A 22,269-nucleotide genomic window follows, 5' to 3' on the forward strand; every position below is an offset into this window, starting at 1 on the left:
ACACCTCTTTTTGCCCATCGCCTTTTAGGATTTGTTGCGCCAGATCAAGTGGCGCATTTTTTCTAGCTGTTTTGCGCCATAAAGCAGGCCGAGATCTCTGCGACAGCTTCTGCCGGTGTGTCGCGCCGGAAGAAGGTTGCGAACCCTGTTTCGGGGAACATCAGGTAGGTCTGCGTCGAGTGATCAACGAGATAGTATTCGGGATCACCCTCAACTGCGCGGTAGTAGGTTTTATAGGCTTGGCTCGCCGCTTTGACCTGTTCTGGTGATCCGGTCAGGCCGATCATGTCTTCGTGGAAGTTGTCGGTGAAATCGCGCACAACTTCGACCGTGTCGCGTTGTGGGTCGACCGAGATAAAGATTGTTCCCACATCAAGCCCTTGGTCTTCAAGGATATAGGCCGCCTGTGCATTCCGTGCGGAATCCAGCGGGCAAACGTCAGGGCAGAATGTGTAGCCGAAATAAACCAGCGTCGGCTTGGTGATGACATCGGCATCGGTCACAGTTTCGCCGGTTTCCGAGACCAGTTCGAATGGTCCGCCAATGGCGCTGCCTGCCACGGCTGTGTCGCCGCATGGCGCCGGTGTGTTCTGGCTCTGCCACGCATAGATACCGAGTGCGGCGGCGGCGGCCAGTGTGACAGTTCCGAAGATCGCAGCTTTCATCAAATCCTCCGATGATGACGGGCTTTCGTGCTTTAGTGCGATCCTTACCTGTGTTTGTCTTGGATGGACAGCCACGGATCGCACAAGAGATGATCAAAAAACGGTGTGATCGGCGGCGTAAGGTGGATCAAGATCCACCTTACCTTAACCACGCTTGGACTGCCTTTCGGCAATCACATTCTGTGCCAACTCTTGGGTATAGGTTGCCAAGGCAGCCAGATGAGTGTCAGCGGCTTGCGCGTCCTGCGCTTCGATCGCATCGGCGATGGACGTATGCAGGGCCACGATCTTTTCACGCGACCGCGCGCTGAAGGTGATCATATTCATTAATGGCTGCATCGCTTCGACCGCGCCGGCCAATTGGTAGGATAAAACAGGATTGCCCGCTGCATCCACCAAGGCGCGATGAAATGCGACATCCGAGGCGCAAAAGGCCTCATCCGTCAGACCGGGCTGCAATTGGCGGTGCGCCTCGGCCCGCATCGTGGCAAGGTGGTCGGCGCTGCGCCGTGATGCCGAAAGCGGCGCACAGGCGCGCTCCAGCGCATAGCGCGCTTCACAAGCGGTGGCAAAGCTGACGTCATTCATCGAAAGCAGCAAGGTCGATGTGGTAATCTGCTGCCCATATGCATCTTCAAACCGCAACCGGTTCACGAATGCACCACCGGTGGCGCCGCGCTGCGTGCGGATCAGCGATTGGGCGGCCAGCCGTTTCAACGCTTCACGTACCGTAGGGCGCGAGACATCGAACTGATCGGCCAATTCAGCCTCGGAAGGCAGGCGTTCATCCACAGGCAAAGCGCCAGAGATGATCGCATCGCGAATAGCCTTGGCGATCTGGGCAGAAAGGTCTGCGGGGTTGTGCGGATCAATTTTCATTTGTCAGACAATTAAACGTCTGACATATGATTGTGCAAGTCTTGAGTCGCAAACTGGTCTTCGGGAGAGCCGCTTGTCGCATTTGATCAGATCATCGCTTTGGCTGCTCTTTTTCGGCACGATCCTGTTGTCCTGGCTGATGCTCTATATGATGGCGGTCGATATGGACCTTGATCTGCTGGGCCGTCCGGGGCCGATGGGGCAGGCGATGGCAGAGATGGACCCGCGCATGCCGATGGATATGCCGATGGCGCGTTTCGGCCCGCTGTTTGCGATGTGGGCTGTGATGATGGCCGCGATGATGCTGCCCACCTTGGTGCCGACGCTGACAACTTATGAAAAACTGATGGTCAGCGCCGATGGCACACGGGCAGGGTGGGTCGGTCTGCTGCTGGGCTACTTCATCGTCTGGGTGGGTTTTGCTGCCGTGATCGCCGGACTTCAGTTGGCCCTGCTTTTTGGCGGCGTGATCAATATGCTGGGGATTGCGCCGGTCTGGTTTTCCGCTGCCTTGCTGATCATCGTGGGGGCATTCCAGTTTACCCGCATCAAGGAGGTCTGCCACGGCGTGTGCCATGCGCCGATGACCTATTTTCTGGGGCATTGGAAAACCGGTTTCTCCGGTGGTTTGCGTATGGGGATCGGGCTGGGCGCATTTTGTGTGGTCTGTTGCTGGGGCTATATGGCGCTTGGATTTGTGGGCGGCGTGATGAGCCTTGCTTGGATGGGTTTGGCAACGCTGCTGATGGTTTTTGAAAAACTGCCCGAAATCGGGCATCGTGTGATCAAGCCTGTCGGCGTGGTCTTGATTGCTGCCGGCCTCGGCTTGGCAATTTTTTAGAAGAGGGACGAGATATGGCTGACAAGACACGGGCCCCCGCAGATCGACTGCCGATTTCGCAGCGCATCGATCAACGGATGGAAAGCAATCCGCTGCGCCGCAAGATGAAACCCACTGAATGGGCGATCAAGGGCGAGTTGTTTTTGAACTGTTCCTGCACGGTCTTTTGTCCCTGCGTCGTCAGCCTTGGTGCGCACCCGCCGACCGAGGGACATTGCCATGCGTGGATGGCCATTGCCATTGATGAGGGGCACTTCGAGGGCGAGGACCTGTCAGGTCTAAACGTTGGTCTGCTCGTCGATATTCCGGGCCGGATGGCCGAGGGCAATTGGAAAGTTGCGGCTTATGTCGATGAACGCAGTACACAAAAGGCCTACAATGGCATTTTGAAGATTTTCAGCGGGCAGGCGGGGGGCACCACGGGTCTGTTCACCATGCTGGTGTCTGAAATTATCGGGGCCGAGCGCGAAAAGGTCGAGATCGTCCGCGAAGGAACCAAGCGTGGCATCTATATTGGCCGCAAAATACAGGGCGAGATCGAAATGATGGCGGGCAAATCCCCCGATCATCCGGTTATGGTCAGCAATTCCAAATACTGGATGGGGCCTGATATCATCGCCGCCACAGGCACAAAATCCAAGGTCCGCGACTATGGCCGTGTCTGGGATTTTGGCGGCAAATCCGCCGAGATTTGCCCGATTGACTGGAAAGGTCCCAAGCCTTGATCACGCCAGAGTATTGCCGGACGATGGCGCGCTATAATGCGTGGCAGAATTCTGCTTTGCGCGAGATTGTCTTGACGATGGACAAAGCCGAGCTGCGCAAGGATCGCGGGGCGTTCTTTGGTTCGATCATGGGCACGCTGAATCATCTGCTGTGGGGCGATACCTTGTGGATCAGTCGTTTTGACGGCGGGGCCGGCACGGACGTGACGCTGAAGGAAAGCGTGGAAATGGCGGTGACGCCCGCTGTCTGGGCTGCGGATCGGTTCCGGATGGATGCGCGGATCGCGCTTTGGGCGCAAAGCGTCCAAGCGATTGATTTGGTGGGCAATCTGGACTGGTACTCTGGCGCGTTGGGCAGGCAGATGTCCAAGCCGATGGCGCTCTGTGTCATGCAAATGTTCAACCATCAAACCCATCATCGCGGGCAGGTTCATGCGATGATGACCGCGGCAGGGCACACACTGCCCGACACCGATCTTCCCTTTATCCCAGAGGATTTCTGATGGCTGTGATTGCACCTTCGCGCCGTGTTCGGCGCACACCCTTTAGCGATGGCGTCGAAGCGGCCGGGGTTAAGGGATATACCGTCTATAACCATATGCTGCTGCCCACGGTGTTTCGCAGCGTGGTGGAGGATTATCACCACCTGAAAGCTGCCGTGCAGGTCTGGGATGTGGCCTGTGAGAGGCAGGTGGAACTGCGCGGCCCGGATGCCGCACGCCTGATGCAGATGCTGACGCCACGCGATTTGCGCGGCATGTTGCCGGGGCAGTGTTTCTATGTGCCGATCGTGGATGAAACCGGCGGGATGTTGAACGATCCCGTCGCGTTGAAACTGACCGAGGACCGCTGGTGGATTTCCATTGCCGACAGTGATTTGCTATTCTGGGTCAAGGCTTTGGCCTATGGCTATCGCCTGGATGTTTTGGTGGACGAGCCTGATATTTCGCCGCTGGCGGTGCAGGGGCCACTGGCCGATGATCTGATGGCGCGGGTCTTTGGCGATGCGGTGCGTGCCATCAAGTTTTTCCGCTTTGGCTGGTTCGATTTCAACGGTGTCAGCATGGCGGTGGCGCGGTCGGGCTATTCCAAGCAGGGCGGCTTCGAGATTTACGTTGACGGCACAAAGAACGGTATGCCGCTGTGGAACGCGTTGATGGAGGCGGGTAAGGATCTGGATGTCTACGCAGGTTGCCCCAATCTGATCGAGCGGATTGAAGGCGGGCTATTATCCTATGGCAATGATATGACCCGTGAGAACACACCCCATGAATGCGGGCTGGGCCGGTTCTGTTCGACCCAGACCGCGATTGGCTGTGTGGGGCGCGATGCGCTTTTGCGGGTGGCCAAAGAGGGGCCAACGCAGCAAATCCGCGCGATCGCGATTGCGGGTGATATTCCGGTGTGCAATCAGGTTTGGCCATTGATGGCCAAGGGCAAGAAGGTTGGCCAGATCACGTCGGCTGCGGCATCGCCGGATTACGGGACCAACGTCGCCATTGGCATGGTGCGGATGACCCATTGGGACGAAGGCACGCAGCTAGAAGTGCAGACACAGGATGGCCCGCGTGTGGCCACCGTGTACGAGAAATTCTGGATCTAGGCCCGGTTGCCGCGCCGGAGCCTCCGGCGGAAGTCTGAAGAGACATGGAAAGTGGGGGCCTCAGCCCCCGAAATGAAAGGAATGACGATGTTTAAAGCTTTGATGGTCGAGAAAGATGCAGAAGGGAAAACCAGCGCATCTGTGCAAGAGCTGTCGCTGGAACAGTTGCCCGAAGGTGATGTGACGGTTGCCGTCGAATATTCGACCGTGAACTACAAGGACGGGCTTTGCATCGGGCCGGGCGGTGGGTTGGTGCGCAATTACCCCCATGTGCCTGGCATTGATATGGCGGGCACTGTCGAGGCATCGGATGATCCGCGCTATCAGCCCGGTGACAAGGTTGTGCTGACCGGATGGCGCGTGGGCGAGGCTTATTGGGGCGGGTATTCCCAAAAGGCGCGGGTGAAGGCGGATTGGCTTGTGCCATTGCCAGAAGGCCTTGCTTCGCGTCAGGCGATGGCAGTGGGCACTGCGGGCTTTACCGCGATGCTGGCGGTAATGGCGCTTGAAGATCATGGCATCAAGGATGGTCCGGTCCTCGTCACAGGTGCGGCAGGTGGCGTGGGGTCCGTTGCAACGGCGATCCTGGCCAATCTGGGCCATGAAGTGGCGGCGGTGACAGGACGGCCCGAGACGGCCGATTATCTGAAATCGCTTGGTGCGACACAGATCGTGCCCCGCGAAGAGATCAACGCAATCACCCGTCGGCCACTGGAGGCCGAGACCTGGGGCGGTTGTGTTGACGCGGTGGGTGGCGAGATGCTGGCGCGTGTCTTGGGGCAGATGAAATATGGTGCCTCTGTCTCTGCTGTGGGTCTGGCGGGCGGGGCGGGATTGCCCGCATCCGTCATCCCGTTCTTGCTGCGTGGTGTGAACCTTTTGGGGATCGACAGCGTGATGCAACCCTATGACAACCGCGTCCGCGCCTGGGCGCGCATTGCCAAGGATTTGCCGATGGATAAACTCGAGGCGATGATCCAGCCTGCGACGCTGTCAGACCTGCCCGCACTTGGTGCTGGCATTCTGCAAGGTCAGGTCAAAGGCCGTGTTGTGGTTGATGTGAACGCCTGAACTCACATGTCGTAAACAGACGATTTTGCCGCCGGAATGCTGTGTTCCGGCGGCATTTTCTTTTGTAAATAACGCGAGATTGCTGCGGTGCGGAAACACTGATCGGTGTCGCTTTTGGCTATCATGCCGCTTTATAGGTTTGGTCGGGGGGTATTCTTGTGTAGTATGATTGCACAATAAATAGCCAACAGGGGACAAAAAATGGCACCGAAACCTCCATTGATGGATCTGCCCATCAAGACGGCAGAGAGTGGTTTTTACCGCGGATTTACCAAGGACGTGACGATTACGGCGAAGATACTGGTCGGGGCGTTAATTATTTGGGCCGTTGCATTTCCCGACGCAGCGGCAAGTGTGCTGGGGGGTATCAACGGATTTATCCTCGGGACGTTCAACTACTGGTATGTTTATGCGATGGCGTTCTTCGTCATTCTTTGCCTCGGGCTTGCGTTATGGCCGGCTTCTGGCCGGTTAAAACTTGGCATGCCTGACGACCAGCCGGAATTTTCGAACTTTTCGTGGTTCTCGATGATGTTTGGTGCCGGGATCGGTATCGGGATGCTGACCTTTGCGACGGCCGAGCCGATGTATCATTGGGCGTCCAACCCTGCGACCATCATGGGCGATACGACAGGCAGCAGCGCCGACAACGTGCGTGATGCCTATATCTGGTCGTTCACCCACTGGGGACTGGCGGCATGGGCATCCTATGCGATTGTCGGTCTGTCTTTGGGCTATTTTTCATATCGCCGCGGTCTGCCACTCACGATCAGGTCAGGGCTGACTCCATTGTTCGGCAAAGCCTTGTCGGGGCCTTTGGGCCATGTGGTCGATGTGGTGGCTGTGGTTGCGACTGTGCTGGGCGTGTCACAGACACTCGGTTTTGGCGTCGAACAGTTTATCTCCGGTCTGTATCGCATCGGCTTTGGCGAATGGCTTTACACGACGGATGCTGCGGGTGAGCAATCATCCTCGACTATGGCGATTATCGTCGCGCTGATTGTGATCATGGGTGCATCAACCCTGTCGGCACTTTCGGGTGTGGGCAAAGGGATCAAATGGCTGTCGAACATCAACATGGGACTGAGCTTTTTCATCCTCGTGTTCTTTATCATCTTCGGATCGACATTCTTTGGCCTGACGGCCCTTTTTGTCGGGATTTGGGATTATTTGCTATCGATACCCGGCAATATCCTTACTGTCTGGGCGGCAGATGGCACCGAGCAAGGCGATGCGCTGGCTGGTTGGCAGGGTGGTTGGACCATCTTTTACTGGGCATGGTGGATTGCATTTGCACCTTTCGTTGGTGTGTTCCTTGCACGCATTTCGCGTGGGCGCACAGTACGCGAATATGTGCTGGGTGCTTTGATCATTCCTGCGGTGATGTGCTTTGTCTGGTTCGCCCTGGTTGGTGGGACAGCGATTGATCTGGAATTGAACGGCGATGCGAACGGTGCGATCACGGGTGCTGGCCAGTCGGATCAGCTCTTTGCGATGTTGGCGGTCATTCTTGAGCCGACCTTGGCTTGGATCATGTCGGTGATCGTGGTGATCCTGCTGCTGACCTATCTGGTGACGTCGGCTGACTCGGCAGTGTTGATCATCAATACAATCAACGCAGCCGGTGACGAAGGCCCGAAAGCGCGTCCGCATATCCTTTTCTGGGGGGCGGCGCTTGCGTTTGTTGTCGGTGGTCTGATCATCGCGGGCGGTCTGGGTGCGATCCAGACAGCGATGGTGATTGGTGCGCTGCCGTTCAGCGTTGTGATGGTTTTGATGGGCTTTGCGCTGATCAAGGGCATCTGGCTTGATGGCAAGCGGGAGGCGGCTGGCGTACAAACGACGGTGGATGAAGCCGCTTTGCCTGCGGAATAAAGCGGGCGGTCTGAAAAACGAAGGCTCCGGTGCTTGCGCATCGGGGCCTTTTTCGTATCCATGTGCGTATGACACTAGATATCGCATGGGTGCGCGCCCAATTCCCCGCCTTTGACCAGCCTTCATTGCAGGGGCAGGCCTTTTTTGAAAATGCTGGCGGGTCTTATACCTGCCGTCAGGTGATTGACCGGTTGCACCGCTTCTACACCGAACGAAAGGTCCAGCCTTATGCGCCCTATGATGCGTCGCGCTTAGGCGGTGAGGAAATGGACGAGGCGCGCAGGCGTTTGGCCGAAATGCTGGGGGTTGAAACGCATGAGGTGTCTTTCGGGCCCTCGACCACACAGAATACCTATGTGCTGGCACAAGCGGTGCGCAAATGGATCAAGCCGGGCCAGAGTATTGTCGTGACCAATCAGGATCACGAGGCCAATAGCGGCCCGTGGCGGCGGTTGGCCGAGGATGGCGTCAATATCCTTGAGTGGCAGATTGATCCCGACACGGGCGAGTTGCGCCCGGAGGACCTTGCCAAGCTCTTTGAGCAGCATGTGGCGCTTGTGGTGTTCCCGCATTGCTCGAATGTTGTGGGTGCGATCAATGATGTGGCTGGCATCTGCGCTTTGGCGAAATCTGCCGGTGCTCGCAGCGTTGTTGATGGGGTCAGCTATGCGCCACATGGCTTTGTCGATGTGGCCGAACTTGGCTGTGATGTCTATCTGTTCAGTGCCTATAAAACCTATGGACCACATCAAGGCATCATGGTGATCCGCGCGGACTGGGGCATGGAGCTGCCCAATCAGGGGCACCATTTCAACGGTGACAGCCTTTACAAGCGCTTCACACCTGCAGGTCCTGACCATGCGCAGGTCGCAGCCAGTGCGGGCATGGCCGATTATTTTGAGGCGATGTCTGCGCATCATGGTGGTGGCACGGGGGCTGCGGCGGCGCGCAAATCCCATGATCTGATGCGCGCGCAAGAGGTGGTCCTTTTGCAGCCTTTGCTGGATTACGTCTCGGCAAAAAACTCGGTACGGCTTATCGGTCCTGCGGACGCTCTGCGCCGCGCACCCACTGTTGCGCTGTCACTGGAAGCGGATGCTGAAGAGACAGCAGCGCAACTTGCCCCGCATGGGATTATGGCGGGGGGCGGTGATTTTTATGCGCAGCGTCCGCTTTCGGCTATGGGTGTGGACCTGTCCAAAGGTGTGCTGCGGGTCAGTTTCGTGCATTACACCACCAAGGATGAGGTTGACGCGCTGATGGGGGCGCTAGATCAGGTGTTATAAAGCAGGCACGCCGTCCTGCGCGGAGGTCTGATGAGCAAATCCCCTATTCTGATGTGGTTCCGGCGCGACCTGCGCCTTGGCGATCATGAAGCGCTGTCTGCGGCCGTCGCGGCGGGTCATCCGGTTATTCCGGTTTTCATTTATGACGAACTGACAGAAACCCTTGGTGCGGCGCCGAAGATGCGGTTGGGTCTGTCGGTGAGTGATCTGGCGAAATCGTTGCAGGAAAAAGGCAGCCGTTTGATTCTGCGCCGTGGCGAGGCGCTGACGGTGTTGCGCGATCTGATTGCCGAGACAGGGGCAGGGGCGGTGTATTGGTCGCGCATGTATGACCCGCAGACGCGCGAACGCGATACCAAGGTCAAGACTGCCTTGAAAGAAGATGGCCTTGAGGCCGAGAGTTTCACTGGGCATGTCCTGTTCGAGCCATGGACGGTTGAGACCAAAACCGGCGGGTTTTACAAAGTCTACACGCCCATGTGGAAATCCGTGCGCGACAACGACGTGCCTGACGCACTTCCAACCCCCGCCACAATCCCCGTACCTGACAGCTGGCCGGCCTCGGATGATATGGAAGAGTGGCAAATGTCCGCTGCGATGCAGCGCGGGGCGGATATTCTGGCATCCCATTGCACCGTCGGGGAAACGGCCGCATCGCACCGTTTGGGCGCCTTTATCGCCAATCATGTCGCCAATTACGTCAAGAACCGTGATCTGCCTGCCGTGGATGGCACCTCGGGGCTGTCGGAAAACCTGACCTACGGCGAAATCAGCCCGCGCAAATGCTGGCACGCAGGCTGGCGCGCGCTGCACGACGGCAAGGGTGATGCCGAGACTTTCCTGAAAGAACTGGTCTGGCGCGAGTTTGCCTATCATCTGGCTTATCACACGCCCCGCATCACGACGGGCAACTGGAAAGAGGACTGGGACAGCTTTCCATGGAATACGGACGAACGGCTGGCCGAGGTGAAAGCGTGGAAGCAAGGACGCACGGGAATCCGGTTTGTCGATGCCGCCATGCGCGAGATGTATGTGACGGGTCGGATGCATAACCGCGGACGGATGATCGTTGCGTCTTATCTGACCAAGCACCTTTTGTGTCACTGGAAGATCGGGCTGGATTGGTTTGCTGATTGCCTGATTGACTGGGATCCCTGCAGCAATGCGATGGGGTGGCAGTGGTCGGCGGGGTCGGGTCCCGATGCCACCCCCTATTTCCGCGTGTTCAATCCGGTGACGCAGTTGGACAAATTCGACAAGGATCGCGCATACGTCAAGAAATGGATTGCCGAGGGCACCAAGACACCAAGCGCGACAGCTTTGTCCTATTATGATATGATCCCTCTCAGTTGGGGCATGACAGCGCAGGACCGCTACCCTGATCCGATTGTTCCGGCAGATGTGGGTCGCAAGCGCGCACTTGATGCCTATCAGGACCGTGGTTTCTGATTGCCCCAAGGTCAGTTGAAACTTTTTTGAACGTTCTCCGTGACTTCACCGTAGCAAAGGTTAATTTGGGTACAAACAGGCCGCGCAAGATGCCCGAGTGCCAAAGACGACGACAGGAAGAAAACATGATCTTAACGAGTACAGACGGCCAAACCGGTCTGCCCCGCTATTTTGCGCGGGTATTTGATCAGGTGAAAGACCTTCAGAAAGGCCGCGTTGATATCATTCTGCCTGATGGGCGCCATTTTCGTGCCGAAGGCGTGAAACCCGGTTATGTGGCGGAGGTGCACGTGCACAACGCCGATCTTTTTGCGCGCACAGTACGCGAAGGCGATATGGGGTTTTCCGAGGCCTATATGGATGGCTGGTGGACCACCCCCGATCTGATGGCGGTGATGGATTTCATGCATGATGAGGCCGATCATATTTACGATGGGTTCCCTGCACAAAAGCTGATCCGGTTTTACGAGCGTGTCCGGTTCTGGATGCAGCGCAATTCAAAGACCCAAGCGCGCAAGAACATCAGCTATCATTACGATCTGGGCAATGATTTTTACGGGCTCTGGCTTGATGACACGATGACCTATTCCTCGGCGATTTTCGAGACAGGGCAGGAAAGCACCGAAGCCGCGCAAACCGCTAAGTATGCAAGTATGGTCGATCAGATGGGCGCCAAAGCTGGCGATCATGTGCTTGAGATTGGCTGTGGCTGGGGCGGGTTCGCTGAATACGCCGCCAAGGAACGCGGGATCAAGGTGACCGGTTTGACGATCAGTCAGGAGCAGCATGATTTTGCCGTGGCGCGGATGGCCAAGGCGGGTCTGTCCGACATGGTCGAGATCAAAATGCAGGATTACCGCGACGAAACAGGCCTTTACGACGGGATCGCCAGCATCGAGATGTTCGAAGCGGTCGGGGAGCAATATTGGCCCAAGTACTTTGAAACCGTGCGTGAACGGCTCAAACCGGGCAAACACGCAACACTCCAGATTATCACTGTCAAAGACGAACGCTGGGAGAGTTATCGCAAGGGCGTGGACTTTATCCAGAAATACATCTTCCCCGGTGGTATGCTGCCAAGCCCGACTGTTTTGCGTCAAGAGGTTGAAAAAGCGGGATTAAATGTTAAAGGGTCGATTGAATTCGGCAAGAGCTATGCGCTGACGCTGCGCCGCTGGCACGAGACATTCAACGAAAAGTGGGATCAGGTCGCGGCTTTGGGCTTTGACGCGCGTTTCAAACGGATGTGGGATTTTTATCTGACCTCTTGTGCCGCGACATTCGATAGCAGAAACTGCGACGTAACGCAGATTACCGTGACACGGCCGAGCTAACACAGGGTCGTGCGCGCCAAGAGAGAGGACGCATGACATGCCAACAGCCGGACGTCTTGCTGGTGCAATTATCTTTGCTTTGTTTGGTTGGTACCTTGCGGGCCTGACAATCCCGTTCTTTCCCGAGTCGAACGCGCCCACGTTCTGGCTTCCTGTCGTCAGCTTTATCGGCCTTGTCGTGGGATGGCGGGTCTGCGGGAGCCGCGCCGGACAAGGCTATAACCCTGCGGTAGGCATCGGGCTTACCAGTGGTGCGGCGATTGCTTTTTGCGCGATTTTCGCCCTTTCGTTCAATAAGATGATCTCGAATGCGCTGCGCAACCGCTATAATGACGGTACCATGGAAGCCGTGATTGATGTCTTCAACCAGATGATCGAATACGCAATTTTGTTCACTGATGTGACCCTGATCGCCACGGTGCTGATCGGCGGGATCGTTTGTGCATGGATTACCGAATTTTTCGGTCAGCGTTTTCCCTAAGCCATGGATCTTTTTGTTTACGGGACTTTGCGGTCCCAAGACTTGATGGCCGCCGTGTGCGGTGGTCCGGTCCGTGGTGCTGTGCCGGCTGATCTGCCGGATTATGGCGTTTTTCCTGTGGACGGGAATGTGGTGCCTTTCATTGCGCCGCAGCGTGGCGCGACGGCGCAGGGGCTGGTCTATGAAGGTCTGGATGATCAGCAAATGGCGCGCCTTGATCTTTACGAGGGCGCATTCGGCTATCGTTTCGTCGCGGTCGAAGTGACGACCGCGACGGGTCCGCGTACGGTCCAATGCTATCTTCCACCCGAAGACGTTGCACTGGGTGTGGGCGCATGGTCGCTGGCCGTGTGGGAGGCGGATCACCTCGCGCCTGCCGTGCTTGCGGCAACAGAACTGTTTTCCTATGATCCGCTGCCTTCCTTTGCGGTGGCACGCGCAATGTGGCCGATGATCGAAGCACGGGCGTGGTCCAAGCATCGCGCCAAAGCGGCACCTGCCACGCAGCGCTATACCGCCCAATCTACGGATTTCCAGATCACCGGCGCGCGCGCGCCGCAGGGGCGTTTCTTTCGCTTTGAAAGCGTCGATGTCATGCATCGCAAATTCACTGGCGGACGCTCTGATGTGTTGGTGCGCGAAGGCTTTGTGGGGACAGATGCGGCTGTTGTCCTGCCTTACGACCCGGTGCGCGACAGGGTTCTGCTGGTTGAGCAGGCCCGTCTGGGCCCGCGTCTGCGCCACGACCCGAACCCGTGGATGCTCGAACCTGTTGCGGGGATTGTGGATGCACGCGAGACGCCACAGGCAGCGGCGCTGCGCGAATGCAAGGAAGAGGCGGGGGTGACCGTCACGCGTCTGGAAGAGGCGGGGGCGTTTTATGTCTCGCCCGGGGCCAGCACGGATTATTTCTACACCTATGTGGGGCTGTGTGATTTGCCGCAAACTGAGGCCTATCTGGGCGGGTTGGACGATGAGGCGGAGGACCTCAGGCTGCATCCGCTGGCTTTTGACGATGCGCTGGCCCTTGCGGACAGCGGGGAAATCGCGACCGGTCCGGCGCTCTTTCTGCTCTACTGGATACTGCGCCACAAAGCGCGCCTGCAGGGTGCTGCCTGACCTTGAGTTTGCTTGATGTTAGGCCCTCGCAGCCCTACACAGAGAGGAACAGATGAAAGGGCCGTGGAATGACAATTAAGACCGATCTTGCAGATGCCGTAGGAAACACGCCCCTGATCAAGCTCCGTGCCGCATCCGAGGCAACAGGATGCACCATTCTGGGCAAGGCCGAATTTCTGAACCCCGGTCAATCGGTCAAAGACCGCGCGGCCCTTTTCATGATCAAGGATGCGATTGCGCGCGGTGATCTGAAACCGGGCGGGACCATCGTTGAGGGGACCGCCGGCAACACAGGCATCGGCCTTGCGCTGGTCGGTGCCTCGATGGGTTTCAAGACGGTGATTGTTATTCCTGACACCCAAAGTCAGGAAAAAAAGGACATGATCCGCGTGGCGGGCGCGCAATTGGTCGAAGTGCCGGCGGTGCCTTACGCCAATCCCAATAACTACGTGAAATATTCGGCCCGTCTGGCCGCCGAGCTGAACAAGACCGAACCGAATGGCGCGGTTTGGGCAAACCAGTTTGATAACACTGCAAACCGGCAGGCCCATATCGAAACCACTGGTCCTGAAATCTGGGAACAGACCGACGGCAAGGTTGACGGGTTTACCTGCGCCTGCGGTTCCGGCGGCACATTGGCGGGGGTCGGGCAGGTCTTGCAGGCCAAAGGTGTCAAGGTCGGCCTGTCTGATCCGGATGGATCGGGGCTCTACAAGCTTTACACAGGTCAGGTTCCTCCGGCGGGTGATTCCATCACCGAAGGGATCGGGCAGGGGCGGATCACCGCCAATCTTGAGGGCTTTACCCCTGATTTTGCGTATAAAATCCCCGATGCCGAGGCACTGCCGATTGTCTTTGATCTCTTGCAGCACGAGGGGCTTTGCATGGGCGGGTCCACCGGTATCAACATCGCAGGTGCGATCCGGCTCGCGCGTGAACTGGGGCCGGGTCATACGATTGTGACGATCCTGTGTGACTACGGCACGCGCTATCAGTCCAAAATTTTCAACCCTGACTTTCTGAGGGGCAAGGACCTGCCAGTACCCACATGGTTAGAGCAGAAGGTTGACGTGCCCGAGGTTTTTGAAGCTGTATGATACGGGTCCTCGCGGCAGTCTGTCTGATCGGTCTCCTTGCTGTTTTGCAGCCTGCAAGCGCCGCCGCACAAGGGACGCCGCAGGCGGATACGCCGGCTGAAACCGAAAGCGATGCACCAGCCGAGACAGCACCTGATGCGCAGTCGCCATCGCTTGGTGATATTCCGATTGAGGTGGGCGTAGCGGACACGGGCAGCTTTGAAAGACTTGCACTGCGCGCTGAAGAACTTGCTGGTCGTGATGATTCGTCTATGTTTGCGATCAGTAGGTTACGCGCCGAACTTGTTGTGTGGCGCGACCGTTTCCTCGAGCAGACAAACATCAATGCCGGTCGGATTGCCACGGTCGACGCCCAGATTGCGGCGCTCGGGGTGGTGCCTGAAAGCGGTGAAGAAGCGCCTGCCGTGGCCGCCCGCCGTGCTGCGCTGGTCGCGCAGCGCAGTATGCTCGAGGCACCCCGCCTGCTCGCGCAGGAATCCTACGCCCGCGCGAACGGTCTGATCGGTGAATTTGATGCGATGGCGTTGCAGCAACAGACCGATGAGCTGTCGGTGCGGGGGCCATCTCCGCTTAATCCCACTTACATCGGCGAGGCGATTGCGACCCTCTGGCAGCTTGCGGATGTCGTTGGCATCGAGATCATGACAGGTTTCAACGCCCGCAGCAGCAGCGGGATGCTGAGCCGTGATTTGCCGCGCGTTTTGTTGTTGCTTGTTGTCGGCGTCGCGTTGCTCAGCGTTGGGCGCGGGTTCGTGACGCGCTGGCGTATGTCTTTAACGACAAGAGAAGGGCACTGGCGGCCGCTGTTGCTCTTTGTTGCGTCATTGATCCAGATCGCAGTGCCGTTGCTGGGGCTTCTCGCACTGACCGAGGCATTGCAGGCGCTTGATATTGTCGGCCTGCGCGGTGGCGATATTCTGGAGGCGGTTCCGCTTGCGGGATCATACGTGATTTTCGGCTGGTGGTTGTCGCGCCTTGTTTTTCCTTTGGGCGAGAACCCGGGTTATCTGGGGTATGACGCGCAAACCCGTGCCGCCGGGCGGCAGGCCAGCAGCGCGCTTGCCTGGGTCATGGCCTTTGGCACATTGGCAGGGGCCGGGCTTCGGACAATGGATATGTCACAGGGTGCGACAGCGGCTTTCGCATGGCCGATCCTTGTTGTGCTTGGGCTTCTTTTCTGGCGGCTGGGCCGTGTGATCCGCACCAAGCCCGAACAAAAGGATGACCAGATCGTATCGGCGGGGCGCATGCGCAATCTGGTCGGGCGCTTTGCCACCATTGTTGCGGTTGTCGCCCCTGTGATTGCGGGGTTCGGTTATATTGCGGCGGGCATCGCTCTTCTTGGGCCGTCCATCGTTTCCGTCGCACTCGTGGCCGTGCTGTTCTTGTTGCAGCAGATTGTCAGCGAACTGACGCAACCGCGCAATGAAGGCGAAGATGTGCGCGGCCTGCATGCGCTGATCCCGGTCATGGTCAGCTTCGTTCTTTATATGGTCAGCTTACCCGTTTTTGCACTGATATGGGGCGCGCGGGTCGATGACCTGACCGAAATCTGGGCCCGTTTCCGCGAAGGTTTTTCAATTGGCGAAAGCCGCATTTCGCCAACCGATTTCCTGACCTTTGCGATTGTCTTTGCGGTGGGCTATCTGTTGACGCGCTTTATTCAAGGCACTTTACGGCGCACGGTATTGCCGCGCACGCGGCTGGATCTCGGCGGGCAGAACGCCATTGTCGCCGGTTTTGGGTATGTTGGTATCATGCTGGCGGCGCTTGTGGCGATCTCTACAGCGGGGATTGATCTATCGAATTTTGCGATTGTGGCCGGTGCCTTGTCCGTGGGCATCGGTTTTGGCCTGCAGAATATCGTCTCAAACTTTGTTTCCGGGATTATCCTGCTCATCGAACGTCCTGTCAGTGAGGGCGACTGGATCGAGGTGGGCAATCAAATGGGCTATGTACGGTCGATTTCGGTACGTTCAACGCGGATCGAGACGTTCGACCGGACCGATGTCATCATTCCCAATGCCGATCTGGTGAGCGGGCAGGTGACGAACTGGACCCGTGGTAATCTGGTCGGGCGCGTGATTGTGCCCGTCGGTGTGGCTTACGGGACGGATACCGACAAGGTGTCGGACATCCTGCGCGGCATTGCCGAGGCGCATCCGCAGGTCGTCTTGTCGCCGCCACCTGCAGTCTTGTTTACGGGTTTCGGTGCGGACTCCCTTGATTTCGAGATCCGCGCGATCCTGCGCGACGTGAACTATGTCGTTGTCGTGAAATCCGAGATGAACCACGCGATTGCCAAGGCCTTTGCCGAAGAAGGCATCGAAATTCCCTTTGCCCAGCGTGATATATGGCTGCGGAACCCCGAAGTTTTAAAGGAGACCAAGACAACATGACCGAACTGCTGTTTCGTAAAGATGCCTATGCCCGCGAAGCGATTGGCACGGTCAAAGCGATCACGACGGAAGGCGGTATCGTGCTGGATGGGACACTCTTTTACCCCACATCCGGCGGGCAACCGGGGGATAGCGGGGCGCTGCGCTGGAAAGGTGGCGAGATCGAGATTGCCACCACTGTCAAAGGTGATGGTGAGGATGTGGTGCTGATCCCGGCGGAACCCGCGGGCCTCCCAAGTCTTGGCCAAGAGGTGACACAGGTGCTGAATTGGGACCGTCGTTTGCGCCACATGCGGGTGCATACCGCGCTGCATCTGCTGTCTGTTGTGATCCCGCTGCCGGTATCCGGTGGGTCCATCGGGACCGACAAAGGCCGCTTGGATTTCGATATGCCCGAGGCACCAGAGGACAAAGAGGCGCTCGAGGCAGACCTGAACCGGCTGATTGCCTGCAATTTGGATGTGACAGAGGAATGGATCACAGACGCCGAACTTGATGCGCAGCCGGATCTGGTGAAAACTATGTCTGTCCAGCCCCCGCGTGGCAGCGGTCAAATCCGTCTTATCCGCATCGGGGTCGGCGCTGAGACTGCCGATTTGCAGCCCTGTGGCGGCACCCATGTCGCCAATACCGAAGAGATCGGGCGCGTGCGGATCGGCAAGATCGAAAAGAAGGGCCGCCAGAACCGGCGTGTCTATCTGCATCTGGAGTAGGCCTTTGCTGCGTTTGATACCCCTCTTGATCGTGATGCTCTGCGCGGGCCTTCCAGCGGCAGCCGAAACGCGCCATTCGGGCTGCACCATGGAACAGGCCAAGATCGTTGACGCGGCCATTGCGACCGCCAAGGACCTCACGCTCAATGCCGCAGTGGCGGTGGGCGACACATCCGATTATCAACGCTGGTTCGGCACGTATTCGCAGGCCAACGCTGAGCGCGTCCGTGCCAGCCTGAAATCAGTGGTGACGGCATTGCGCGGTGGTGCTGTGACCGCACAATGTGATGCAGCCACGGATGACGGGTGCAGGGCGGGCGAATACGCTTGGGTCTTTGCCAACCAACCCTATCTGATGCACCTTTGCCCGTCTTTTTTCACACTCCCGCCGCTGACCGCCCTGCGGCCGGGCGACCGCCGCTCCAATAACGGCACGCGCGAGGGGACGATCGTGCATGAGGTGTCGCATTTCCTGCACGTCGCAGATACCGAGGACCATTGCTATTCGCGGACCGAATGTTCGCGGATGGCGCAAAGGGATGCGCGCCGCGCGATCGAGAACGCGGATAGCTATCAGTATTTCACCGAGGATGTGACCTATTACGCGCGTCAGCCCATCGGGAATAAACCGCCGCCTGCAATGCGTTCTGACCGCTAGTCGCGCTTGCTGTCCTGTCCGAAAAGATCGCGCTCGATCGGCTGATCCAGCATTTTCTCGGACTCCGGCAACCCCTCACGTGACAAAAGGACCGCGAAGGGGCGCAGGTTGGGCACATGGCTGCAGACCACCAGTAACATCACCATGATGGGCACCGACAGGAACATGCCGGGGATGCCCCAGACAGCCCCCCAGAATGCCAAGGACAGGATGATCCCGAAGGATGACAGCCGCAGCGCGCGGCCCATCAGCATGGGGTCGATAATGCTGCCGTTCACAAACTGGATCACACCTGCAATACTGAAGACTGCCAGCGTTGTGGTGGAGTCTCCGATCTCGACATGGGCAACCAGCGCGATCAGCGCTGTGGCCACAATTGACCCGATGTTGGGGATGAAGTTCAGCACAAAGGTGATGATCCCGAGCGAGGTCGCCAGTTCCAGACCAAAGGCCTGTGCCAGAACAAAGATCATCGCACCGGTGATGGCGCTGATGACGGTCTTGACCAGCAGGTAATAGTTCACGCGGTGGATGATCGATTGAATGATTTTGCCCACGCGTTCGGCCTGCGCCTTGTCGCCGACAAGGCTCAGAAGTTTCGTTTCAAACCAGATCCGTTCGGCAAAAAGAAAACCGACGAAGAGAATGATCAAAACAGTGGCTTGGGTCACGCCGCTTGCCTGACTGGCAGCACCTCGCAGATAGTTTGACACGTTCACGGAGCGCAGAGCGTTCAAGATAGCAAGTTCACTGTCCTCGCCCAGCCAGGCAAACAAAGACGCAACCGCCGAAGGGGCCCGTTCTGCATAAGACAGCGTCGTGACCAGCACCGTGTTGATCTGCGCCAGCAGGATCGAGGTCAGCGTCAGCAGGGCTGCTGCGATCAAGACCATGGCAGCGATACTTGCAAGGGTGTTTGGCACGCGGAACGGACCGATCCGCTGACGTGCGATGAAATTGATAACATCGCTTGTCAGGCTGAAAAGAATGATCGCTGTGGCCAGCGAGATCAGGACAAAGCGCGCCTGTACCAGCAAGAAAAGCACAACGGCGAAGGCGATAATCAACAAAGCGCCCGTTTGCAGACGTGTTGTCTCGCTGGACCGTTCGGATGTGCCGGTTTTGGGCGGATCATGCAGCATAGATCGGATGGCCTTTTATCGCGAACCCTTCATTTGTAGGGGGCAGGCGGGGCCGGGGTAAAGGGGGTTCACAAACATATGTATAGGGTCTTGCAAAAGGGGTGGGGTTAGGGCTAAACCGCGCTCCACGGACAGGTGGCCGAGTGGTCGAAGGCGCACGCCTGGAAAGTGTGTAGGCGGGAGACCGTCTCCAGGGTTCGAATCCCTGTCTGTCCGCCACTTCCCCTTACCACTTATGCGATATCGTTCGGTTCGCGGCTGTTCAGCTGACGTAGGGCGCGTCATCCAGTTCAATAAGGTGATTGGGTAACTCGTTGGTGGTCGGGCGATCGAGCGGAAAGTGTTTGATCAGCAAATCGCCCGCACCGCCGATGATGGACAAGAACCCGTTTGCCATGTCGTCGGCTTTGATGGCCGTTACAAAACCTGCGATCAGGTCGTCCCAATCCGATTGCTGGACCCGTTCATTTATACCCTTGTCTGCTATGATCGTGACATAATGTTCCTCCCACGACACAAAGATCATGATCGCGTTGCGGGCAGGGGTTTCATGCAGGTTCCGGTGGAAGAATTGTTCCGTGCTGTAACGCGCGCAGTTTTGCTGTTGGAGCCATTTGGGTGTCACCCAATGCCGGAGCGGCGTCGCAATAAACGCGATGGCGAGGATCGCAAAGACGATCGCCTGATGCTGAAACCGCAGTGTGAAATCATAAAAACCCAACAGTTGCGCAACCCCTTGCGCCAGAGGCAGCATCAACGCAAGGATTGCTGCTGTCAAAAGCGGATAGAGCACATAGCGCGCAGATCGCTTGGTCACGACGCAGACCAGTTCGCTGTCACAGGTCTTTTCGACCTCGGCAATCCGGTTCTGGATCAGGTTTTTGGTGGCCGGATCAATCTTGCGCATATCTTGTCCTCACCAACTGCCCGAGGCGCCGCCGCCGCCAAAGAGGCCGCCACCACCCACAAATCCACCGCCAAATCCGAAGAAACGGCCGATGGCAAAGAAGGGCAGAAACAACAGGAAGAGAAACGATTCCCAGTTTGTCGGTTCGCGGTATTTTCCACCCAATGCCGCAATAATCGCCTGATGTCCCGCGACGATCCCGCCTTCGAGGTCATCATCACGGAAGCGGGGCAGAATTTCGTTGTCGATGATGCTTTGGGCAATCCGGTCCGGCAGCCCGTCTTCCAGCCCGCGCCCTACCTCGATGCGCACCCTGCGATCATTGGGGGCCACCAAGAGCAACACACCATTATCGGCATTTGACTGCCCAATGCCCCATGTATTCCCGAGCCAGCGCCCGTAGCGTTCGACCGTCCAGCCCGCAAGCGTGTTGACGGTCACCACCACGACCTGGTCGGTTGTTTGCGCCTCGAAGGCTTTGGCCGTGTCGGTCAGGCTCTTGATGGCCGAGATGCTCAAAATGCCAGCCTGATCCGTCACCCAGAACTGATCTTCGGGGGCGTTGTCAGGTGCTTGTGCGAGTGCGGCCGAGAACCAGAGGAATGGTACGAACACGCAGGCCCACACCATTCTCTGGCAGAGACAAAAGACTGTCTTTCGCATGTCTGCCCTTTCGTGTGGCTCTGTCTGGTGCAGAGCATACGACAAGGACATTGATTTTCATACACTTTTGGGGGTGTTGCATGAACTTAGCTGCCGTTGCGTACCTCACGCACCCACGCAACAAGTGTCGCACGCGCCTCGGGGTCCATCTGGACGGCGTTGGGTGGGGGCATCGCATGACTGACACCCGCTTGCAGGTAAATCTGGCTGGCGTGGCGCGCCACATCGCTGGGGGTTTCCAGATACACACCTTTGGGCGCCCACTGCATATTGCCCCAGACGGGTTCGCGTGCGTGGCACATGGAACAATTGCCGATCACCGTGTTGTAGGCCGCTTCAAACCCGTCGGCAGATGCGAACCGTTCCTCATAGGCGGTCAGCGGGCGCGCCTCGGCCTCTTGCCATGTATCGCCCGTGCGGACCGTGGACAGCCACGCGATGATAATCATCAGCAACACCGTCACCGCCCATGTCCAATGCGGCCCTTCGCCGGTCTTGTGCATCGTGTTGAAGTAATGCCGGATCGTGACGCCAGTCAAAAAGATCAGGCTTGCGATGATCCAGGAATACTCTGTGCCAAAGGCCAGCGGATAGTGGTTCGACAGCATCAGAAACACGACCGGAAGCGTCAGATAGTTGTTATGGGTGGAACGTACCTTGGCGATCTTGCCGTATTTCGCATCAGGTGTGCGGCCTGCTTTCAGGTCAGCTACGACAATGCGCTGGTTCGGCATGATCTGGAAAAACACGTTGGCGGTCATGATGGTGGCGGTGAAAGCGCCCAGGTGCAGCAGCGCCGCACGCCCCGTAAAGACCTGATTATAGCCCCATGACATCACCACGAGGATCACGAAAAGCAGCAGCATAAGCAGGGTCGGCTGCTCGCTTAGTTTCGATTTGCACATCGCGTCATAGGCCAGCCAGCCGATTGTCAGTGATCCACCCGAGATCAGTATACCTTGCCAAAGCGCCAGATCGGCCTTGGTGGGGTCTAACAGGTAAAGTTCGCCACCGACCCAGTAAACGATCATCAAAAGCGCCGCACCCGAGAGCCAGGTGGAGTAGCTTTGCCATTTATGCCACGTCAGATTTTCGGGCATCTGTGCCGGTGCGACCATGTATTTTTGCGTGTGATAAAACCCGCCGCCATGGACTTCCCATTCCTCACCAGACACACCCTCGGGCATGTTGGGGGCGGGTTTCAGCATCAGATCAAGCGCAATGAAATAGAACGACGCGCCGATCCACGCCATCGCCGTGATGACATGCAGCCAGCGGACCGAAAAGGCGATCCAGTCCCAGAAAATAGCAAGATCATACATGGCGTGTCCCCGTTTTGCCTTGGCGTCAGCCCATCCTATG

Annotated in this window: 21 protein-coding genes and 1 tRNA gene; 16 read left to right on the forward strand and 6 right to left on the reverse strand. The window is 57.7% G+C overall.

The window, feature by feature from the left end; genetic code table 11:
- Positions 1-62: 62 nt before the first annotated feature.
- Together B0B09_RS03150 and B0B09_RS03155 are read right to left on the reverse strand one after the other, a co-directional pair.
- Positions 63-665 (reverse strand): SCO family protein, encoded by a 603-nt coding sequence (locus tag B0B09_RS03150; protein ID WP_076658332.1) that lies wholly within the window; start codon positions 663-665, stop codon positions 63-65.
- 144 nt (positions 666-809) lie between these two features.
- Positions 810-1,544 carry a FadR/GntR family transcriptional regulator gene (locus B0B09_RS03155; RefSeq protein ID WP_076658333.1) on the reverse strand — a complete coding sequence of 245 codons (735 nt, stop codon included), beginning with the start codon at positions 1,542-1,544 and terminating at the stop codon, positions 810-812.
- A 73-nt stretch (positions 1,545-1,617) separates the two neighbouring features.
- Between B0B09_RS03155 and B0B09_RS03160 the strand changes: the two genes are divergently transcribed.
- The 15 genes from B0B09_RS03160 (at position 1,618) to B0B09_RS03230 (ending at position 18,195) form a co-directional block, all read left to right on the forward strand.
- Positions 1,618-2,385: a DUF2182 domain-containing protein gene (locus tag B0B09_RS03160; protein WP_076658334.1), complete on the forward strand. Its 768-nt coding sequence runs from the start codon at positions 1,618-1,620 to the stop codon at positions 2,383-2,385.
- A 14-nt stretch (positions 2,386-2,399) separates the two neighbouring features.
- The gene (locus B0B09_RS03165) at positions 2,400-3,110 is read left to right on the forward strand and encodes a DUF1326 domain-containing protein (protein WP_076658335.1); all 711 of its coding nucleotides are present in this window, start codon (positions 2,400-2,402) and stop codon (positions 3,108-3,110) included.
- A 23-nt stretch (positions 3,111-3,133) separates the two neighbouring features.
- On the forward strand, positions 3,134-3,613 hold the full coding sequence (locus tag B0B09_RS03170; protein ID WP_084190796.1) for a DinB family protein: 480 nt from the start codon (positions 3,134-3,136) through the stop codon (positions 3,611-3,613).
- The gene (locus tag B0B09_RS03175; RefSeq protein ID WP_076658337.1) at positions 3,613-4,713 is read left to right on the forward strand and encodes a dimethylsulfoniopropionate demethylase; all 1,101 of its coding nucleotides are present in this window, start codon (positions 3,613-3,615) and stop codon (positions 4,711-4,713) included. Before B0B09_RS03170 ends, B0B09_RS03175 begins: the two co-directional genes overlap by 1 nt.
- A gap of 87 nt (positions 4,714-4,800) precedes the next feature.
- The gene (acuI, locus tag B0B09_RS03180) at positions 4,801-5,784 is read left to right on the forward strand and encodes an acryloyl-CoA reductase (RefSeq protein ID WP_076658338.1); all 984 of its coding nucleotides are present in this window, start codon (positions 4,801-4,803) and stop codon (positions 5,782-5,784) included.
- Between the two features lie 201 nt (positions 5,785-5,985).
- Positions 5,986-7,659: a BCCT family transporter gene (locus B0B09_RS03185; RefSeq protein WP_076658339.1), complete on the forward strand. Its 1,674-nt coding sequence runs from the start codon at positions 5,986-5,988 to the stop codon at positions 7,657-7,659.
- Between the two features lie 68 nt (positions 7,660-7,727).
- Entirely contained in the window at positions 7,728-8,945 is a 1,218-nt protein-coding gene (locus B0B09_RS03190) for an aminotransferase class V-fold PLP-dependent enzyme (RefSeq protein ID WP_076659763.1), read from the forward strand.
- A gap of 30 nt (positions 8,946-8,975) precedes the next feature.
- Positions 8,976-10,394, forward strand: a complete 1,419-nt coding sequence (locus B0B09_RS03195) for a cryptochrome/photolyase family protein (RefSeq protein ID WP_076658340.1) — start codon at positions 8,976-8,978, stop codon at positions 10,392-10,394.
- A gap of 125 nt (positions 10,395-10,519) precedes the next feature.
- Positions 10,520-11,728, forward strand: a complete 1,209-nt coding sequence (locus B0B09_RS03200) for an SAM-dependent methyltransferase (protein WP_076658341.1) — start codon at positions 10,520-10,522, stop codon at positions 11,726-11,728.
- 37 nt (positions 11,729-11,765) lie between these two features.
- On the forward strand, positions 11,766-12,209 hold the full coding sequence (locus B0B09_RS03205) for a TrgA family protein (RefSeq protein WP_055292713.1): 444 nt from the start codon (positions 11,766-11,768) through the stop codon (positions 12,207-12,209).
- 3 nt (positions 12,210-12,212) lie between these two features.
- Entirely contained in the window at positions 12,213-13,328 is a 1,116-nt protein-coding gene (locus tag B0B09_RS03210) for an NUDIX domain-containing protein (protein ID WP_076658342.1), read from the forward strand.
- 68 nt (positions 13,329-13,396) lie between these two features.
- A complete protein-coding gene (locus tag B0B09_RS03215) occupies positions 13,397-14,425 on the forward strand; it encodes a cysteine synthase A (RefSeq protein WP_076658343.1) in 1,029 nt (342 codons plus the stop codon).
- Positions 14,422-16,824: a DUF3772 domain-containing protein gene (locus tag B0B09_RS03220; RefSeq protein ID WP_084190713.1), complete on the forward strand. Its 2,403-nt coding sequence runs from the start codon at positions 14,422-14,424 to the stop codon at positions 16,822-16,824. Before B0B09_RS03215 ends, B0B09_RS03220 begins: the two co-directional genes overlap by 4 nt.
- Positions 16,821-17,537: an alanyl-tRNA editing protein gene (locus B0B09_RS03225; protein WP_076658344.1), complete on the forward strand. Its 717-nt coding sequence runs from the start codon at positions 16,821-16,823 to the stop codon at positions 17,535-17,537. The genes B0B09_RS03220 and B0B09_RS03225 overlap by 4 nt, the downstream gene beginning before the upstream one ends.
- Before the next feature lie 4 nt (positions 17,538-17,541).
- Positions 17,542-18,195 (forward strand): M35 family metalloendopeptidase, encoded by a 654-nt coding sequence (locus B0B09_RS03230; RefSeq protein ID WP_084190714.1) that lies wholly within the window; start codon positions 17,542-17,544, stop codon positions 18,193-18,195.
- On the opposite strand, the gene B0B09_RS03235 is transcribed toward B0B09_RS03230, so the two are convergent.
- Positions 18,192-19,337, reverse strand: a complete 1,146-nt coding sequence (locus tag B0B09_RS03235; RefSeq protein WP_207552126.1) for an AI-2E family transporter — start codon at positions 19,335-19,337, stop codon at positions 18,192-18,194. The genes B0B09_RS03230 and B0B09_RS03235 overlap by 4 nt on opposite strands.
- Positions 19,338-19,466: 129 nt before the next feature.
- Here B0B09_RS03235 and B0B09_RS03240 point away from each other — a divergent pair.
- Positions 19,467-19,556, forward strand: a tRNA-Ser gene (locus B0B09_RS03240).
- A gap of 43 nt (positions 19,557-19,599) precedes the next feature.
- Here the strand turns inward: B0B09_RS03240 and B0B09_RS03245 are convergent.
- The 3 genes from B0B09_RS03245 to B0B09_RS03255 all read right to left on the reverse strand — a co-directional run bounded on the left by B0B09_RS03245 (position 19,600) and on the right by B0B09_RS03255 (position 22,229).
- A complete protein-coding gene (locus tag B0B09_RS03245; RefSeq protein ID WP_076658345.1) occupies positions 19,600-20,244 on the reverse strand; it encodes a TPM domain-containing protein in 645 nt (214 codons plus the stop codon).
- 9 nt (positions 20,245-20,253) lie between these two features.
- Complete coding sequence (locus B0B09_RS03250; RefSeq protein WP_076658346.1) at positions 20,254-20,874, reverse strand: TPM domain-containing protein; 621 nt, start codon at positions 20,872-20,874, stop codon at positions 20,254-20,256.
- Between the two features lie 119 nt (positions 20,875-20,993).
- The gene (locus B0B09_RS03255) at positions 20,994-22,229 is read right to left on the reverse strand and encodes a urate hydroxylase PuuD (protein WP_076658347.1); all 1,236 of its coding nucleotides are present in this window, start codon (positions 22,227-22,229) and stop codon (positions 20,994-20,996) included.
- Positions 22,230-22,269 lie beyond the last annotated feature (40 nt).

The organism is Yoonia rosea, from assembly GCF_900156505.1.
GTDB lineage: Bacteria > Pseudomonadota > Alphaproteobacteria > Rhodobacterales > Rhodobacteraceae > Yoonia > Yoonia rosea.

Coding starts and splice junctions, on each gene's coding strand:
- B0B09_RS03175 (WP_076658337.1), top strand. CDS start 3,613: ATGGCTGTGATTGCACCTTCGCGCCGTGTTCGGCGCACACCCTTTAGC.
- B0B09_RS03225 (WP_076658344.1), top strand. CDS start 16,821: ATGACCGAACTGCTGTTTCGTAAAGATGCCTATGCCCGCGAAGCGATT.
- B0B09_RS03190 (WP_076659763.1), top strand. CDS start 7,728: ATGACACTAGATATCGCATGGGTGCGCGCCCAATTCCCCGCCTTTGAC.
- B0B09_RS03170 (WP_084190796.1), top strand. CDS start 3,134: ATGGCGCGCTATAATGCGTGGCAGAATTCTGCTTTGCGCGAGATTGTC.
- B0B09_RS03235 (WP_207552126.1), bottom strand. CDS start 19,337: ATGCTGCATGATCCGCCCAAAACCGGCACATCCGAACGGTCCAGCGAG.
- B0B09_RS03165 (WP_076658335.1), top strand. CDS start 2,400: ATGGCTGACAAGACACGGGCCCCCGCAGATCGACTGCCGATTTCGCAG.
- B0B09_RS03255 (WP_076658347.1), bottom strand. CDS start 22,229: ATGTATGATCTTGCTATTTTCTGGGACTGGATCGCCTTTTCGGTCCGC.
- B0B09_RS03200 (WP_076658341.1), top strand. CDS start 10,520: ATGATCTTAACGAGTACAGACGGCCAAACCGGTCTGCCCCGCTATTTT.
- B0B09_RS03195 (WP_076658340.1), top strand. CDS start 8,976: ATGAGCAAATCCCCTATTCTGATGTGGTTCCGGCGCGACCTGCGCCTT.
- B0B09_RS03185 (WP_076658339.1), top strand. CDS start 5,986: ATGGCACCGAAACCTCCATTGATGGATCTGCCCATCAAGACGGCAGAG.
- B0B09_RS03245 (WP_076658345.1), bottom strand. CDS start 20,244: ATGCGCAAGATTGATCCGGCCACCAAAAACCTGATCCAGAACCGGATT.
- B0B09_RS03210 (WP_076658342.1), top strand. CDS start 12,213: ATGGATCTTTTTGTTTACGGGACTTTGCGGTCCCAAGACTTGATGGCC.
- B0B09_RS03205 (WP_055292713.1), top strand. CDS start 11,766: ATGCCAACAGCCGGACGTCTTGCTGGTGCAATTATCTTTGCTTTGTTT.
- B0B09_RS03150 (WP_076658332.1), bottom strand. CDS start 665: ATGAAAGCTGCGATCTTCGGAACTGTCACACTGGCCGCCGCCGCCGCA.
- acuI (WP_076658338.1), top strand. CDS start 4,801: ATGTTTAAAGCTTTGATGGTCGAGAAAGATGCAGAAGGGAAAACCAGC.
- B0B09_RS03220 (WP_084190713.1), top strand. CDS start 14,422: ATGATACGGGTCCTCGCGGCAGTCTGTCTGATCGGTCTCCTTGCTGTT.
- B0B09_RS03155 (WP_076658333.1), bottom strand. CDS start 1,544: ATGAAAATTGATCCGCACAACCCCGCAGACCTTTCTGCCCAGATCGCC.
- B0B09_RS03250 (WP_076658346.1), bottom strand. CDS start 20,874: ATGGTGTGGGCCTGCGTGTTCGTACCATTCCTCTGGTTCTCGGCCGCA.
- B0B09_RS03215 (WP_076658343.1), top strand. CDS start 13,397: ATGACAATTAAGACCGATCTTGCAGATGCCGTAGGAAACACGCCCCTG.